The 14499-nt window shown below is 71.6% G+C and carries 14 protein-coding genes; 8 read left to right on the top strand and 6 right to left on the bottom strand.

Features of this window, described 5'->3' with window-relative positions; all coding sequences use genetic code 11:
• Positions 1-7 precede the first annotated feature (7 nt).
• A complete protein-coding gene (locus ASG80_RS11040) occupies positions 8-826 on the top strand; it encodes an ABC transporter permease (protein ID WP_056730948.1) in 819 nt (272 codons plus the stop codon).
• Positions 827-905: 79 nt separating this feature from the next.
• Here the strand turns inward: ASG80_RS11040 and ASG80_RS11045 are convergent, their stop codons facing one another.
• Positions 906-1895: an asparaginase gene (locus ASG80_RS11045; protein ID WP_056730506.1), complete on the bottom strand. Its 990-nt coding sequence runs from the start codon at positions 1893-1895 to the stop codon at positions 906-908.
• A gap of 4 nt (positions 1896-1899) precedes the next feature.
• Positions 1900-3276: a 4-aminobutyrate--2-oxoglutarate transaminase gene (gene gabT / locus ASG80_RS11050; protein ID WP_056730951.1), complete on the bottom strand. Its 1377-nt coding sequence runs from the start codon at positions 3274-3276 to the stop codon at positions 1900-1902.
• Between the two features lie 134 nt (positions 3277-3410).
• Here gabT and ASG80_RS11055 point away from each other — a divergent pair, with 134 nt between their 5' ends.
• Positions 3411-3887 (top strand): OsmC family protein, encoded by a 477-nt coding sequence (locus ASG80_RS11055; protein ID WP_056730508.1) that lies wholly within the window; start codon positions 3411-3413, stop codon positions 3885-3887.
• A 4-nt stretch (positions 3888-3891) separates the two neighbouring features.
• Here the strand turns inward: ASG80_RS11055 and ASG80_RS11060 are convergent, their stop codons facing one another.
• A complete protein-coding gene (locus ASG80_RS11060; protein ID WP_056730510.1) occupies positions 3892-4803 on the bottom strand; it encodes a hypothetical protein in 912 nt (303 codons plus the stop codon).
• A 46-nt stretch (positions 4804-4849) separates the two neighbouring features.
• Positions 4850-5611 carry a 1-acyl-sn-glycerol-3-phosphate acyltransferase gene (locus ASG80_RS11065; protein ID WP_056730512.1) on the bottom strand — a complete coding sequence of 254 codons (762 nt, stop codon included), beginning with the start codon at positions 5609-5611 and terminating at the stop codon, positions 4850-4852.
• 118 nt (positions 5612-5729) lie between these two features.
• Here ASG80_RS11065 and ASG80_RS11070 point away from each other — a divergent pair, with 118 nt between their 5' ends.
• The 6 genes from ASG80_RS11070 (at position 5730) to ASG80_RS11095 (ending at position 11312) form a co-directional block, all read left to right on the top strand.
• Entirely contained in the window at positions 5730-6368 is a 639-nt protein-coding gene (locus ASG80_RS11070; RefSeq protein ID WP_056730515.1) for a 4'-phosphopantetheinyl transferase superfamily protein, read from the top strand.
• A 69-nt stretch (positions 6369-6437) separates the two neighbouring features.
• Positions 6438-7529 (top strand): 1-deoxy-D-xylulose-5-phosphate reductoisomerase, encoded by a 1092-nt coding sequence (gene dxr, locus ASG80_RS11075; RefSeq protein WP_056730953.1) that lies wholly within the window; start codon positions 6438-6440, stop codon positions 7527-7529.
• 87 nt (positions 7530-7616) lie between these two features.
• Positions 7617-8942 carry an RIP metalloprotease gene (locus ASG80_RS11080; protein WP_235508277.1) on the top strand — a complete coding sequence of 442 codons (1326 nt, stop codon included), beginning with the start codon at positions 7617-7619 and terminating at the stop codon, positions 8940-8942.
• 85 nt (positions 8943-9027) lie between these two features.
• The gene (locus tag ASG80_RS11085) at positions 9028-10212 is read left to right on the top strand and encodes a sensor histidine kinase (RefSeq protein WP_056730517.1); all 1185 of its coding nucleotides are present in this window, start codon (positions 9028-9030) and stop codon (positions 10210-10212) included.
• On the top strand, positions 10209-10874 hold the full coding sequence (locus ASG80_RS11090; protein ID WP_056730957.1) for a response regulator transcription factor: 666 nt from the start codon (positions 10209-10211) through the stop codon (positions 10872-10874). Before ASG80_RS11085 ends, ASG80_RS11090 begins: the two co-directional genes overlap by 4 nt.
• Positions 10875-11003: 129 nt before the next feature.
• Positions 11004-11312 carry an SHOCT domain-containing protein gene (locus ASG80_RS11095; protein WP_056730518.1) on the top strand — a complete coding sequence of 103 codons (309 nt, stop codon included), beginning with the start codon at positions 11004-11006 and terminating at the stop codon, positions 11310-11312.
• A 407-nt stretch (positions 11313-11719) separates the two neighbouring features.
• Here the strand turns inward: ASG80_RS11095 and ASG80_RS11100 are convergent, their stop codons facing one another.
• Both ASG80_RS11100 and ASG80_RS11105 read right to left on the bottom strand, forming a co-directional pair.
• Positions 11720-13006: a low temperature requirement protein A gene (locus ASG80_RS11100; protein ID WP_056730520.1), complete on the bottom strand. Its 1287-nt coding sequence runs from the start codon at positions 13004-13006 to the stop codon at positions 11720-11722.
• 123 nt (positions 13007-13129) lie between these two features.
• Entirely contained in the window at positions 13130-14314 is a 1185-nt protein-coding gene (locus ASG80_RS11105) for an acetyl-CoA C-acetyltransferase (RefSeq protein ID WP_056730522.1), read from the bottom strand.
• Positions 14315-14499 lie beyond the last annotated feature (185 nt).

Here is a 14499-nt window from a genome sequence, read left to right on the forward strand (position 1 = left end):
GCGCGGACTGCCGCGGCGGCGCCGGGTCGGCCTCGGCGACTGGCTCCTGCCCGTCTACACGGTCCTCGCGTTCGTGTTCCTGCTGATCCCGATCGTCTACACGTTCGTGTTCTCGTTCAACGACTCCATCAAGTCGAACATCTCGTGGCGCGGGTTCACGCTCGACAAGTGGCTGAACGTCTGCAACGTCGAGGGCGGCGCGGTGTGCCAGGCGTTCACGAACAGCATCGTCATCGGCCTCGTCGCGACGGTCATCGCCACGACGCTCGGCACCCTGATCGCGATCGCGCTCGTACGGTATCGCTTCAGAGCGCGCTCGGCGATCAGCCTCCTGCTGTTCCTCCCCATGGCGACGCCCGAGGTCGTGCTGGGCGCCGGCCTCGCCGCGCAGTTCCTGGCGGTCGGCGTGCCGAAGGACATGACGACGATCATCCTGGCGCACACCATGTTCTGCATCAGTTTCGTCGTCGTGACGGTGAAGGCGCGCGTCGCGAGCCTCGACCCCGCCCTCGAGGAGGCGGGCCGCGACCTCTACGGCTCGCCGTCCCAGGTGTTCTGGCGGATCACGTTCCCGCTGCTCACCCCGGGCATCCTCGCCGCGGCCCTGTTGTCGTTCTCCCTGAGCTTCGACGACTTCATCATCACGAACTTCAACTCCGGATCGGTTTCGACGTTCCCGAAGTACATCTACATCTCGGCCTCGCGCGGCATCCCGGCCGAGGCGAACGTCATCGCGTCCGCGGTGTTCCTCTTCGCGCTCGTGCTCGTGATCGGCACGCAGGTGTCCCGCGCGGCGCGCGCGAAACGGCTCGCGAAGCTCGGCTGACCCGAACCGAGCGAAGCGACGGATGCCGCAGTGGAGTTCCCGCCGCGGCATCCGTCGTCGAAGCGTTCGGCCCCACGCGTCAGGCGGTCGCGCGGATCGCGCCGACGCGGCGCTCGCCGCCCATGACCCACAGGTCGAGCTCGGCCTGCACCGCGTCGACCGCGTCGTGCCCCACGGCACCGGCATCCGCGAGCAGCCGCAGCGCGATGATCGATGAGGCGCGGGAGGACCCGTCGAGCACCTTCAGCGCCGTCGTGGTGCCGTTGGGCGCGGTCATCACCATGACGCCCTCGGCGCCGATCTTCGCGAAGACCCCGAGTCGGTCGATGGCGACCGTGTCGGGCTGGCCGGGGCCGCCGACGGCCCACGCGTGCTCGCGCGCTGCCTCGGTGAGCGCGGCGGCCTCGCGGTACAGCGCGAACGGCGACGACGGCGCCGCCGTGGTGATCTTCTGGATGCCGCGCGCGAGCGCGTGCAGGCTGATGGCATGCACGGGCGCGCCGCAGCCGTCGACGCCCGTGGCCGCCGGCCGCTCGCCAGTGAAGCGGTCGAGCACGTCGAGGATGCGCTTCTGCAGCGGATGCTCGGGGTCGAGGTAGCCGTCGAGCGGCCACTCGTTGGCGACGCACGCGAGGAGCATCGCGGCGTGCTTGCCCGAGCAGTTCATGTAGAGCCGCTCCCGCGGCCCGCCGCTTCGGATCAGCTCGTCGCGCGCGACCTGGTCGCTCGGCGACGCGGGCGGGCAGCCGAGTGCGGATGCGGGCAGCGCCCGGCGTGCGAGGAGCCCCTTCACGAGTGCGACGTGCGCTGCGGTGCCGGAGTGGCTCGCCATGGCGATGGCCGCGTCCTCGCCGCGGAGGGAGACGCCCGACGTCATCACGGCGACCGCCTGGAACGGCTTCAGGCACGACCGCGGGAAGATCGGGGTCTGCATGTCGCCGAGGGCGCGCAGCACCTCGCCATCGGGCGAGAGCACGACGGCGGAGCCGGCGTGCCGGGACTCGACGAACCCACTTCGCTCGACCACGGCGAGTTCGACGGCGTCGGTGACGGAGAATGTGCCGGTCACCGTGTCACCCGAGCGACGCGAAACCGTCGTCGAGCACGTGGAGCCCGTCTTCGATCAGCTCGTCGCTGACCGCGAGGCTCGGCAGGAACCGGAGCACGTTGCCCCAGGTGCCGGCGCTGAGGAACAGCACGCCGTGCTGCGCCGCGTAGGCGACGAGGGCGGAGACCGCCTCGGCGTTCGGCACCTTCGTGGTGTCGCCGGTGCCGGGCTGCACGAGCTCGATGGCGACCATCGCGCCCTTGCCGCGGATCTCGCCGATGATGTCGTAGCGCTGCATGAGGCGCTCGAGGCCGGCCTTCAGGGTGGCTTCGATGCGCTGGGCCTCGGCGAGCAGGTGGTGCTGCTCGATCGACTCGAAGACCGCGATCGCAGCGGCGCATGCCACGGGGTTGCCGCCGAAGGTGCCGCCGAGGCCGCCGGGCTGCGAGGCGTCCATGATCTCGGCGCGCCCGGTGACCGCCGCGAGCGGGAGTCCGCCCGCGATGCCCTTGGCGGAGAGCACCAGGTCGGGCTCCCAGTCGAAGTGCTCGCTCGCGTAGTAGCGGCCGGTGCGGGCCATGCCGCTCTGGATCTCGTCGGCGATCATGACGACGCCGTGCTCGGTGCACCACGTCTGCAGGATCGGCAGGTAGCGGTCCGCCGGCACCATGAAGCCGCCCTCGCCCTGGATCGGCTCGACGACGAGGCATGCGAGGTCGCTCGCCCCGACGACCTTCTCGAGATACGCGATCGTGCGCGCTGCGGCATCCTCTCCCGACAGCCCGTCGCGGTAGGGGTAGGAGCTCGGCGCGTGGTACACGTCGCCCGCGAACGGCCCGTAGCCGGTGGCATAGGGGTGCGCCTTGTAGTTCATGGCCATGGTGAGGTTGGTGCGGCCGTGGTACGCGTGGTCGAGCACGGCGACGGCACGACGGCCGGTGTGCTTGCGCGCGATCTTCACGCCGTTCTCGACGGCCTCGGCACCCGAGTTGACGAGCACGGTCTTCTTCTGCCACGCCCCGGGGGTGTGCTCGGCGAGGAGCTCGGCGACCCGCACGTACTCCTCGTAGGGGGTGATGGTGAACAGCGTGTGGATGACATCCTGCAGCTGGCTCGCGGCCGCGGCGACCACGCGCTCCTCGGTGTGGCCGACCGTGGTGACGCCGATGCCGGCGCCGAAGTCGATGAAGCGGTTGCCGTCGACGTCGACGAGGATCGCGCCGTTGGCACGCTCGATGTACACGGGCAGCGCGGAGGAGACGCCGGCGGAGACGACCTTCGAGCGTCGCGCGTGCAGTTCCTCCGACTTCGGACCGGGGATGGCGGTCACGACCTGACGCTCCTGGGGCACGGAGTACACCGGTGCGGTCGCGGTCTCTGCGGGAATCTGGGTGTCAGTCATGGTGCCTCCCACCCTATCGCCGTCGACCGTGACGGCCGTGGCCGCGAGGGTGCAGAATCGGATGACGTGCGTGCGCCGACGGATGACGCGAAACCCGACGGCCGACGCGAACACACCCAGGCAGGAGGCCAGGCATGCTCGGCGAACACCAGTACGCGGTCGAGGTGGAGTGGCAGGGCGACAACGGCGAGGGCACGTCGGGTTACCGCGCGTACGGCCGACAGCATGTCGTTCGCGCGGCCGGGAAGCTGCACGAGATCGCCGGGTCGAGCGATCGGGTCTTCCACGGCGACCGTGAGCGCTGGAACCCCGAGGAGTTGCTGCTCGCGGCCCTCAGCGAGTGCCACATGCTCTCGTACCTGCACGTCGCCACCCGCCACGGCGTCATCGTGCGCGGGTACACGGATGCCGCGACCGGCACGATGATCGAGGACGGCCGCGGCGGCGGCGCGTTCAGCGAGGCGGTGCTGCGTCCCCGGGTGGTCGTGGCGGATGCCTCCATGCTTCCGCTCGCGGACGAGATCCACGCCGAAGCGGCGGAGAAGTGCTTCATCGCGGCATCCGTCCGGTTCCCGGTGCACCACGAGCCGACGGCGATCGTCGCCGAATGACGACTCACCCCAGGGCGGCCGCAGGGATGGTCGGCTGCACCGGACACGGGTGGCCGCCCACGAGCCGCGAGCACGGCGGGAAGAAGCCTGGCAGGCGCTCCGCCTCGGGGTCGCCGAACCAGCGGTGCCAGATCCGCCAGAAGTTCAGGTTGCCGAACGCCGAGCATCCGTCGCCGGTGTCGGGATCCGCGAGCGTGACGGCGCTCGGCTGGTACGGGGTGTAGTTGTAGAGGTTCGCGGTGGCCTGGTTGCGGATCTCGACAGGGGATGCCCCGCATGCGGCATCCGGGTGATAGCCGACGTTCACGACGCCGATGCGGTACTGGCGGTCGGGCTCCTCGGTGTACTGCCGGAACTGCCATGCCGCGTTGTACACCTGGTTGAAGAAGCCGAAGTACTTCGCGTCGCAGTCGGCCGTGTCGGGGCATCCGTAGCCGGTGGCCCGCTCGTAGCCCGACACGCTCGGCCGCGAGAGCAGCGACTGCTCCTTCTGCAGCAGCACGAGGAGCGTGCGCGGGCTCACCCCGCAGGCGACGGCGGCCTTCGCGATGATGCGGCTCGCGCGCTCGCGGATGCCGCCGCGGTACTCTTCGCAATGGCCGCCCCCGACGGCGGGCTGCGTGGTCGTGGTCTGGGTGTAGTCGGCGAGGCACTTCACACCCGCATCGGCTCGGCACGACACCGACTCGAGGAACGCCTGGATCTGGTCCTCATCCATCGCGCGGCTGTCGTAGAAGGCGTCGTCGCTCACGATGTGACCCGGGTCGAACTCGGTCGCGGGCGGCTCGGGCAGGGTCGCGCGGACCGACGTCGATGCGGCCGGCGCGGCGTCGCCGGGAGCCGACGTGCACGCCGCGAACGCCACCACGACGAGTGCCGCCGCGGCACAGCGGGCGGCGACCTCAGCGATGCTCATCGTGCCGACGATACCGGGCCGGTGCGACGATCGGCTGGGAATCCCGTCAGACGCGTTCGCGCGGCGCGACACGGTCAGCGAGCTTCGCGAGGGTGCCTGACGGTGGCGTCTCGTTGTAGCGACCCGCGAGCTCCTGCCCCGAGAGGTCGTGGATCGCGGCCATGATCTCGTCGGTGGCGGCACGTCGCGCCCGTCCCGACGAGGCGGCGCCGTGGTGGGCGAGGTCGAGCGGTGCGCCGAATCGCACACTGACCGGACGGATGCGGGGGAGCTTCGCGCCGATGGGCTGGATCTCCTGCGTGCCGACGAGGCCGACGGGCACGACGGTCGCGCCGGTCTCGAGCGCCAGCCAGGCCACCCCGGTGCGGCCGCGGTAGAGGCGACCGTCGAGCGACCGCGTGCCCTCGGGGTACAGGGCGAACGCAGCGCCCGACTCGAGGATGCGCCGCCCCTGGTCGAGGGCCTCCTGCGCCTGCGCGCCAGCGCCGCGCTCCACGCTCACGGCGCCGATCGCGGTGAAGAACGTGCGTGAGACCCAGCCGGAGAATCCCCTGCCGGTGAAGTAGTGCGACTTCGCGAGGAACTGCACCGGGCGCGGCGAGGCGAGCGGGATCACGATGCTGTCGACGAACGAGAGGTGATTGCTCGCGAGGATCACCGGTCCGCGCTTGGGCACGGATTCGGCGCCGGTGATCGTGGGTCGGTAGACCAGGCGCACCAGGGGGCGCAGGATCCCGCGCACGATCCGGTAGAGCGGCCCCTGCCGCACGGTCGTCGCCGGCACGGCGTCAGCCTCGATCTCACTCACCCTCCGACCCTAGGCGGGGCGGCATGCCGACGCCGGAATATGGGCCGCGGCGTCGGGCGCCGATACCGCCCAGGGAGGACGGGGCGCAACGGGGGTGGAATGCGGGAGGATGGTGGGCATGGATGTCCCGGGCGACGGCGAGCTCATCGAGCTGGAGGAGGCGGGCGCGCGCGTGCTCGTGCTCTGCGGCAGCCGCCGCCTGCCGGCTGCCGACGCCGTGCTCAGGGGGCTCATCGCCGACGTGTCGGGAGTGCCGGCCGACGATGTCGAGCTCGTGCACGCGTGCGGCGTGTGCGGGGCGCGGCACGGCCGCGTCATCGTGCCGTACCCGCTCACCGCGTCGGGCGCGTCGTGGTACGCCGACGTCGCCGTCTCAGGCGACGCGATCGTCGCGGCGGCGGCCACGCGGCATCCGCTCGGGGTCGGCATGGAGGTGGCGACGCTCGACGGAGGAGCCGTGATCGACGAGGCGGCGTTCCACTCGTCGGAGCTCGCCGCCCTGGCGGAGCTCGACGCCTCGCGCCGTGCGCTCGTGCGGGCCACGCTCTGGGCGCGCAAGACCGCGCTGCTGCGCGCGGTCGGCCACACCGACTTCATGGAGCCGTCGCGGCTCGCGCTCTCCATCCCCGGCCAGGACGGCGGTACCGGGCGCATCGTCCGGAGCGTCCCCGAGTTCGGCTCGGGGTGGCGGCAGGTGGCCTTCCACGACGTCCCTGTGCCTGGCAACCGCGCGGCATCCGTCGCCGTCATCGCCTGAGCAACCGTGGGTTGAGGAGGGCGCTCCGCGCCCGTCTCGAAACCCGCGCGCCGCCCGTACAGTGGGATGGTGCGCAGCGTCATCATCCTCGGCTCATCCGGTTCGATCGGCACCCAGGCGCTCGAAGTGATCCGCGCGAACCCGCGGCGCTTCGAAGTGGTGGGGCTCGCGGTCGGCTCGAACCGCGCCCTCCTCGAGCAGCAGGCCGCGGAGTTCGGCGTCGAGCACACCGCGGTGGGCATCGAGGAGGCCGTGCAGCTCGTGCGCGACGTCGACGCCGACGTCGTGCTGAACGGCATCACCGGATCCGTCGGCCTTGCGCCGACGCTCGCTGCCCTCGAGCGCGGCACCACGCTCGCCCTCGCGAACAAGGAGTCCCTCATCGTCGGCGGCCGCCTCGTGACCCGGCTCGCCGCGCCCGGCCAGATCGTCCCCGTCGACTCCGAGCACTCCGCCATCGCGCAGGCGCTGCGGGCGGGCACCGACGAAGAGGTGCGCCGGCTCGTGCTCACCGCGTCGGGCGGTCCCTTCCGCGGCCGCACGCGAGCGGAGCTGGTGGGCGTCACCCCCGCCGAGGCGCTCGCGCACCCCACCTGGGACATGGGCCTCGTCGTCACGACGAACTCCGCGACCCTCGTGAACAAGGGCCTGGAGGTGATCGAGGCGCACCTGCTCTTCGACGTCGAGTACGACCGCATCGAGGTGGTCGTGCATCCCCAGTCGATCGTGCACTCGATGGTGGAGTTCATCGACGGTTCGACGATCGCGCAGGCGTCGCCGCCCGACATGCGCCTGCCGATCTCGCTCGGACTCGACTGGCCCGACCGCGTCGGCGGCGTCGGGCGGCCCCTCGACTGGAGCACCGCGACGGAGTGGACCTTCGAGCCGCTCGACGGCACGGCATTCCCGGCCGTCGCGCTCGCGAAGGAGGTCGGCCGGGCGGGCGGCGAGTACCCCGCCGTCTTCAACGCGGCGAACGAGGAGGCGGTGGCCGCGTTCCACGCCGGCCGCATCGGGTTCCTCGACATCGTCGACACCGTGCGCGCGGTCGTGGAGTCGCATGAGCCGTCGTCCGGGGCGCTCACGGTCGCGTCCCTCGGCGCCGCGGAGCGCGCCGCCCGGCGCGCGGCGAACGAGCGCATCGGCCGCGTCGGGCGCTGAGGGGATGCCGCGGCGCGCCGCCCGCGGCATCCGGTTCTCACAGCCGAACGACAGCGGGCGCCAAGGCCCCGGCAGTACGCTCGACGGGTGGATTCCGTGCTCCCCTTCGTGATCGGCGTCGTCATCATCGTGCTCGGCCTCGCCCTGTCGATCGGCCTGCACGAGATCGGGCACCTCGTGCCCGCGAAGCTCTTCGGCGTCAAGGTGACCCAGTACATGATCGGCTTCGGGCCGACGATCTGGTCCAAGCGGAAGGGCGAGACCGAGTACGGCGTGAAGGCCATTCCGCTCGGCGGCTACATCTCGATGATCGGCATGTTCCCGCCCGCGAAGGGCGAGCAGGCGAAGGCCGACTCGACCGGGTTCTTCCGTGGGCTCGTACAGGATGCGCGCGCCTCGAGCACGGAGTCGATCACCCACGGCGATGAGGATCGCGCGTTCTACCGGCTGCCGGTGTGGAAGCGCATCGTCGTGATGTTCGGCGGCCCGTTCATGAACCTCGTGCTCGCGGTCGTGCTGTTCGGGGTGCTGCTCATGGGCTTCGGCGTCGCGCAGCCGTCGACGACCGTCGGCTCGGTCTCGGCGTGCGCCCTGCCTGCGACCAGTGAGCGGCAGACCTGCGAGCCGGGCGATCCGGCCGCGCCGGGCGCCGCGGCCGGCATCGAGCCCGGCGACCGGATCGTGTCGGTCGCCGGCCGGCCGATCGACACGTGGAACGAGTCGACCGCGATCATCCGCGACCACCCCGACGACGAGATCGAGCTGGTGGTGATCCGCGACGGCGAGGAGGTGACCCTCGTGGTCACCCCGATGCTGAGCGAACGCTATGCGACCGACGAGAACGGACAGGTCGTCACGGATGCCGCGGGCGAGCCGGCCACGGTGCAGGCGGGATTCGTGGGCATCAGTCCCGCATCGGAGACGGTGCAGCAGCCCGTCACGGCGGTGCTTCCGGCAGTCGGCGAGAACATCGCCGGGGTAGCCGGGATCATCGTGAACCTGCCGCATCGCATCGTCGACGTGGCGAACGCGGCGTTCGGGCCCGAGGAGCGCGACCCCAACGGGCCGATCTCCGTCGTGGGTGTGGGCCGCGTGGCCGGCGAGATCGCGAGCCTCGACGAGATCCCACTCGCCTCGAAGGCCGCCGGGCTCATCGGCATCCTCGCCTCGCTCAACATCGCGCTCTTCGTCTTCAACCTCATCCCGCTGCTCCCGCTCGACGGCGGGCACATCGCAGGCGCGCTCTGGGAGGCGATCCGGCGCGGGTTCGCGAAGCTCTTCCGCCGGCCCGATCCCGGTCCCGTCGACCTCGCCAAGCTCATGCCGCTCACGCTCGGCGTCGTCGTGGTGCTCGGCGCCATGAGCGCGTTGCTCATCTACGCCGACATCGTGAAACCGGTGACCCTGTTCTGAGGTGCGCCCGTTACTCCCGCGGGAGTAGGCGATGAGCCTCCGCCGGGGCGATCCGGCGCGGCGGCCTCGGCGCTACCATCGGGGGATGCCCGTCACCCAGTGGGACGGACGGCCCCACTGGGACGCACGGTGGGACGGACGACCCGAGCGCTTCCGCCCGCCGCCGGGCGTCGTGCTGCTCGCCCCCGTGATCATCAGCCTCCTCGTGCAGGTGCCGGCCGCGATCGGCATCGCCGTCTGGATGCGCGTCGGCTGGGCAGACGGGCTCGCCCAGGTCGCGCTCGCTGCGATCGGGCCGTTGGCGCTGCTCGCCTCACGGAGATACCCCGGCCCCACCGTCGCATTCGTCTCGGCCGCCGCGCTCGCCGACCTGCTGCTCACGCCCGATGTCGGCCCGCCCTACGTGGCGCTGGCCTTCGCGATCGTGCTCGCCGTCGCGCGCGGCGCCATGCTGTGGGCGGTCGTCTCCATCGTGGTCGCCTGGGTGGCGGGGATCGTGCTCGGCGCCGTGGTCGGCCTCGACTGGCATCCGTTCCGCATCGCGCTCACGACCGTGCTCCTCGCCGCCTGCTTCGGCATCGGCGCGTTCGTGCGGGTACGCCGTGAGCGGGCCGCCGAATTCCGGGCCGAGGCCGTGCGGCGTCGGCAGACCGCCGAGCAGCGTGAGCGGGTGCGCATCGCGCGCGAGCTGCACGACGTGATCGGCCACGCGCTCTCGCAGATCAACGTGCAGGCGAGCGTGGGCCTGCACCTCATGGATCGCGACCCCGAGCAGGCGCGCACGGCGCTCGGCAGCATCAAGGAGACCTCGAAGTCCGCACTCGAGGAGGTGCGGAGCGTGCTCGGCGTCATCCGGAACGAGGGCGACGCGCCGCTCGCGCCCCAGGCCGAGCTCGCCGAGCTGCCGCGGCTCGTCGCGGGCGTGCGCTCGCCCGGGTTCGACGCGGAGCTCGTCGATCGCCTCGACGGTGAGGTGCCCGGCCGGGCCGTGCAGTTCGCGGCATACCGCATCGCGCAGGAGGCGCTCACGAATGTCGTGCGGCATGCGGGTGCCTCGCGCGCCATCGTGGTGGTCGAACGGCTCGGCGACGACGAACTCCTGCTCACGGTCGACGACGACGGCACGGGCGTACACGGCTCGCCGGAGGGCAGCGGCATCCTCGGCATGCGGGAGCGGGCGGCCCTGCTCGGCGGGTCCGTCGAGGTCGGCCCGTCGCCACGCGGCGGCACGCGCGTGACGGCTCGGCTCCCGTGGGGAGCGACGCCGTGATCCGGGTCGCGCTCGCCGACGACCAGGTGCTGGTGCGCGCCGGGTTCCGCGCCCTGCTCGAGGCGGAGGACGACATCGCGATCGCGGGGGAGGCGTCGACCGGCGAGGAACTGCTCGCGCTCGTGCGCCGCGAGCCGGTCGACGTGGTGCTCATGGACATCCGGATGCCGGGCGGCGACGGCCTATGGGCCACCGAGCAGATCGCGGCCGACCCGGCGCTCGCCGCCGTGCGCGTCGTCATCGTCACCACGTTCGAGCTCGACGAGTACGTCGCCCGTGCCGTACGGGCGGGCGCGAGCGGCTTCCTCGTCAAGGACACGGAGCCGGTCGACCTCATCCGGGCCGTGCGCGTCGTCGCGAGCGGCGAGGCGCTGCTCTCCCCGGGCGTCACGAAGCGCCTGCTCGAACGCATGGCGGTCGGGCTGCGCGATGCGCCCGACGAGGAGCACCTCGCCGCCCTCACCGATCGCGAGCGCGAGGTGCTCCGCCTCGTCGGGCAGGGGCTCACGAACGACGAGATCGCCGAACGCCTCGTGCTCTCCCCGCTCACCGCGAAGACGCACGTGTCGCGCATCATGGCGAAGCTGCACGCACGCGACCGGGTGCACCTCGTGGTGGTCGCCTACGAGTCGGGCCTCGTCGCACCCGGCTGGCAGGAGTAGCGGCGGCATCCGCCCTGCTCCCTGGGGAGCAGGGCAAGTGACTCCGCCAGGCGGATTCGCCGGCGGGCCCGCCCGGGGAGCATGGTTGCGACGGCCCATCCCGGGGCCGCACGATCAAGGGAACACACCATGCTCGCCACCCTCGCGACCACCGCGGTGGTCACCCACGCCGGCCCCTGGGCGGCCGGGTTCGGATGGGTCTTCTTCCTCCTCATTCCGCTCTTCTGGTTCCTCGTCATCGGGTTGATCATCTTCCTGGTCACCCGCGGGCGCCGTCGCGCCTGGGCGAACGGCGGCCACGAGGGCTACGGCCCCCCGTGGATGCGCGGCGCCACCGCCGAGTCCACGCTCGCCGAGCGCTTCGCCAAGGGCGACATCGACGAGACCGAGTACCGCGCACGCCTCGAGGTGCTGCGCGCGAACCGGCCGAACGCGTAGCGCTCGGTCGACGCGAGGGGCGGACGCTGCGGCATCCGCCCCTTCGTCGTGTCACGGATGCCGCGGCATCCGCCCACCCGGCACTGCCGCCGAGACGATGCTGCGGCCACGCTGCCCAGTCTGAGGACGTCGAAACGGCCCGGATGCATGGTCGTACCTTGCAAACGCGACGTTTCGATCGATGTGCGGTGATGGCGGCATGTCGCTGCGTCGGTCGTGGGGGTCGAGAGGGCGCGGATGCATGGTCGCACCCCGCAATCGCGACGTCTCGATGGGGGCGCGGTGCGGGACGACTCGCGCTGGCTGCCGCGGCATGCGGATGCTGCGGCATCCGCCCCCCTCGTCGTGTCTCGGATGCCGCGGCGTCCGCCCCTTCGTCGTGTCACGGATGCCGCGGCATCCGCCGTTCAGTGCGCGAGCGCCCGCTCGAGTGCCGCCGCCTGGTGGCGGTGGCCGACGGTCTCGTAGCCGACCACGACGACGAACGGCGATGCCGCGATGATCAGGATGCCGACGCCGAAGCTCGCCCCGGCCGCCACGGCGACCACGGCCAGCACGAGCACCAGGATGCTGCCGATGAACAGCCAGATGTGGAACGGGTCGAACTGCCGCAGCAGCAGGGAATAGATGGTGAAGAGCGCCACCATGAAGACCCCGACCGGGATGACGACCGTGAGGAGGGCCTGCACGATGCCGATGTGGGCGAGGCCCTCGATCTCATAGGCGGCGACGTGCAGGCCGGCCCCTGTTCCCGCGAGTGCCAGGAAGATGAAATAGTGCCCGTATCCCCAGACGAAGCCGCGCTCCCGGTACCGTTGCAGCACTTTCCCCGACGGCATCGTGAAGTACACCCACCACAGTCCGAATGCGAGCGCCGTGCCGCCGAACGCGATCGCGACCGTCTCGACGGACCAGTCCTGCTTCTCGATCACGGCCGAGATCGCGAGGATGGTGCCGAGCACGATCTCGCCGAGCGTGATGATGACGAGCAGGCCGTAACGCTCGGCGATGTGATGGGGGTGCCATGGGGTTCCCCCCTCCCGCCCGTGCTCGGCGACGTACGGGCCGACGAGTTCGAGGGCGACGAGGAGGAGCGAGAACGCCAATGTCGTGGGGAGCGGCAGGTTGACGAAGATGAGCACCACCCACCCGGCCTGCAGGACGGACACGAACACGACGTACGTGAGCGCGGTCCGCCTGTGGGCGGGGTCGTGCCTTGCGGCGCGCAGCCAGAGCGCGATCGTCGCGACGCGCATGACGACGTAGCCGGCAACCACGACGCCGTTGTCGATATGCTCGCCGCCGTCGAGCGAGGTGAAGAGTGCCGGCAGGCCGAGCGCGAGCACGAGGACGCCGAGCATCTCCACCATCGTCGCGACACGGAAGAAGATGTCGTCGTTGTCGTAGGCAGACGCGAGCCACGAGCAGTTGATCCACGCCCACCAGATCGTGAAGACCGCGAACGCGAACCCGCCGATCGCGGGGCCCCAGTGCCCGAGCTCGAGCAGGTGGGCGGTCTGCACGCCGGCCTGGCTGAACGCGACGACGAAGGTCAGGTCGAACAACAGCTCGAGCGGCGTCGCGGCGCGGTGCGCCTCGTCGGGGTCGCGGCCGACCATGCGGCGCAGGCGGTGGTCGAGTGGCGGGCGGGCGGATGCCGCAGCGTGCGCGTCGGAGGTCTCGCTCTCGCTCATCGTGCACCCCTCTCAGGGCGCCCGGCGTCGCCCGTCGCATCATGCTGCCACAGGCGCCACGGGCGCGCATCGCCGAGGAGCGGGGCCGTCGCCGTGACGGCCCCGCTCAGCTCAGGCGCGCGCTCAGCGCGAGAGCAGGAGCGCCTCGCCCTGCCCACCGCCGCCGCAGAGCGCGACCGCGGCGCGGCCGCTCCCGCGACGTGCGAGCTCGAGGGCCGCATGCAGCGCGAGTCGTGCACCCGACGCACCGATGGGGTGGCCGACCGCGATCGCGCCGCCGTGGATGTTGACGATGTCGGCTCCGATGCCGAGCTCGCGCATCGACTGCAGCGACACCGCCGCGAAGGCCTCGTTGATCTCGACGAGGTCGAGGTCGGCGGCCTCACCGCCCTCCTTCGCGAGCGCCGCGGCGATCGCGTTGGCGGGCTGCGAGTGCAGCGAGTTGTCGGGGCCCGCGACCTGCCCGGCCGCACCCACCAGAGCGAGCCAGGGGAGCCCGCGCGACTCGGCCCATTCGCGGCTCGCGACCACGACCGCCGCGGCACCGTCGGAGAGCGGCGAAGAGTTGCCGGCGGTGATCGCCCCGCCCTCGGTGAACGCCGGGCGCAGCTTCGCGAGCACGTCCGCGGTGGAGTCGGGGCGCACGCCCTCGTCGGCGGCGACGATGACCGGGTCGCCCTTGCGCTGCGGCACCTCGACGGGCACGATCTCATCGTCGAACACGCCGGCGGCCTGGCCGGCGCCCGCGCGGCGGTGCGACTCGGAGGCGATCTCGTCCTGCTCCTGGCGCGTGAGGCCGTAGCGCGCGTTGAACCGCTCGGTCGACGCGCCCATGGAGTCGTGGTCGAATGCGTCGGTGAGGCCGTCGTAGGCGGCGTGGTCGAGCATCTCGACGCTGCCGTACGCCCAGCCCTTGCGGGAGCCGGGCACCATCAGCGGCGCCTTGGTCATCGACTCCTGGCCGCCGGCCACGACGACGGATGCCTCGCCGAGGCGGATCAGGCGCGCCGCATCCGTGATGGCGGCGAGGCCCGACAGGCACACCTTGTTGATCGTGGTCGCCGGGATGCGCCACGGGATGCCCGCGGCGACCGCGGACTGCTTCGCGGGGTTCTGGCCGGCGCCTGCCTGCAGCACCTGGCCCATGATCACGGCGTCGACGTCGTCGGGGGAGACCCCGGCCTTCTCGAGCGCCCCGCGAATGGCCGCGGTGCCGAGTTGTACCGCCGTCTGGCCCGCGAGGTTGCCGTTGATGCGGGTGAACGGGGTGCGTGCCCCCGCGATGATGACGACGTCGGGGATGCTCATCGGTGTTCGGACTCCTTCGTCTTTGGTGGGGGATCACCCCATTGGCAGTCTACGTCCGCAAAAGGGACGCGACGGCCGCGGACGCCCCTCGTCGGCTCTGCGAATTCGCACACGCGCCCTGCGAATCTCGCCATTGTCGGTGCGGAACAGCGCAGGCGAGACTCGCTGGGGAGCCCCGGCGTCGA

This window comes from Agromyces sp. Soil535 (genome assembly GCF_001428255.1).
In the GTDB taxonomy this organism is placed as follows: Bacteria; Actinomycetota; Actinomycetes; order Actinomycetales; family Microbacteriaceae; genus Agromyces.

Excerpts from the sequence above, each read along its gene's own strand:
- gabT (WP_056730951.1), bottom strand. The coding sequence starts at position 3,276 with ATGACTGACACCCAGATTCCCGCAGAGACCGCGACCGCACCGGTGTAC.
- ASG80_RS11055 (WP_056730508.1), top strand. The coding sequence starts at position 3,411 with ATGCTCGGCGAACACCAGTACGCGGTCGAGGTGGAGTGGCAGGGCGAC.
- ASG80_RS11060 (WP_056730510.1), bottom strand. The coding sequence starts at position 4,803 with ATGAGCATCGCTGAGGTCGCCGCCCGCTGTGCCGCGGCGGCACTCGTC.
- ASG80_RS11070 (WP_056730515.1), top strand. The coding sequence starts at position 5,730 with ATGGATGTCCCGGGCGACGGCGAGCTCATCGAGCTGGAGGAGGCGGGC.
- ASG80_RS11085 (WP_056730517.1), top strand. The coding sequence starts at position 9,028 with ATGCCCGTCACCCAGTGGGACGGACGGCCCCACTGGGACGCACGGTGG.
- ASG80_RS11095 (WP_056730518.1), top strand. The coding sequence starts at position 11,004 with ATGCTCGCCACCCTCGCGACCACCGCGGTGGTCACCCACGCCGGCCCC.
- ASG80_RS11100 (WP_056730520.1), bottom strand. The coding sequence starts at position 13,006 with ATGAGCGAGAGCGAGACCTCCGACGCGCACGCTGCGGCATCCGCCCGC.
- ASG80_RS11105 (WP_056730522.1), bottom strand. The coding sequence starts at position 14,314 with ATGAGCATCCCCGACGTCGTCATCATCGCGGGGGCACGCACCCCGTTC.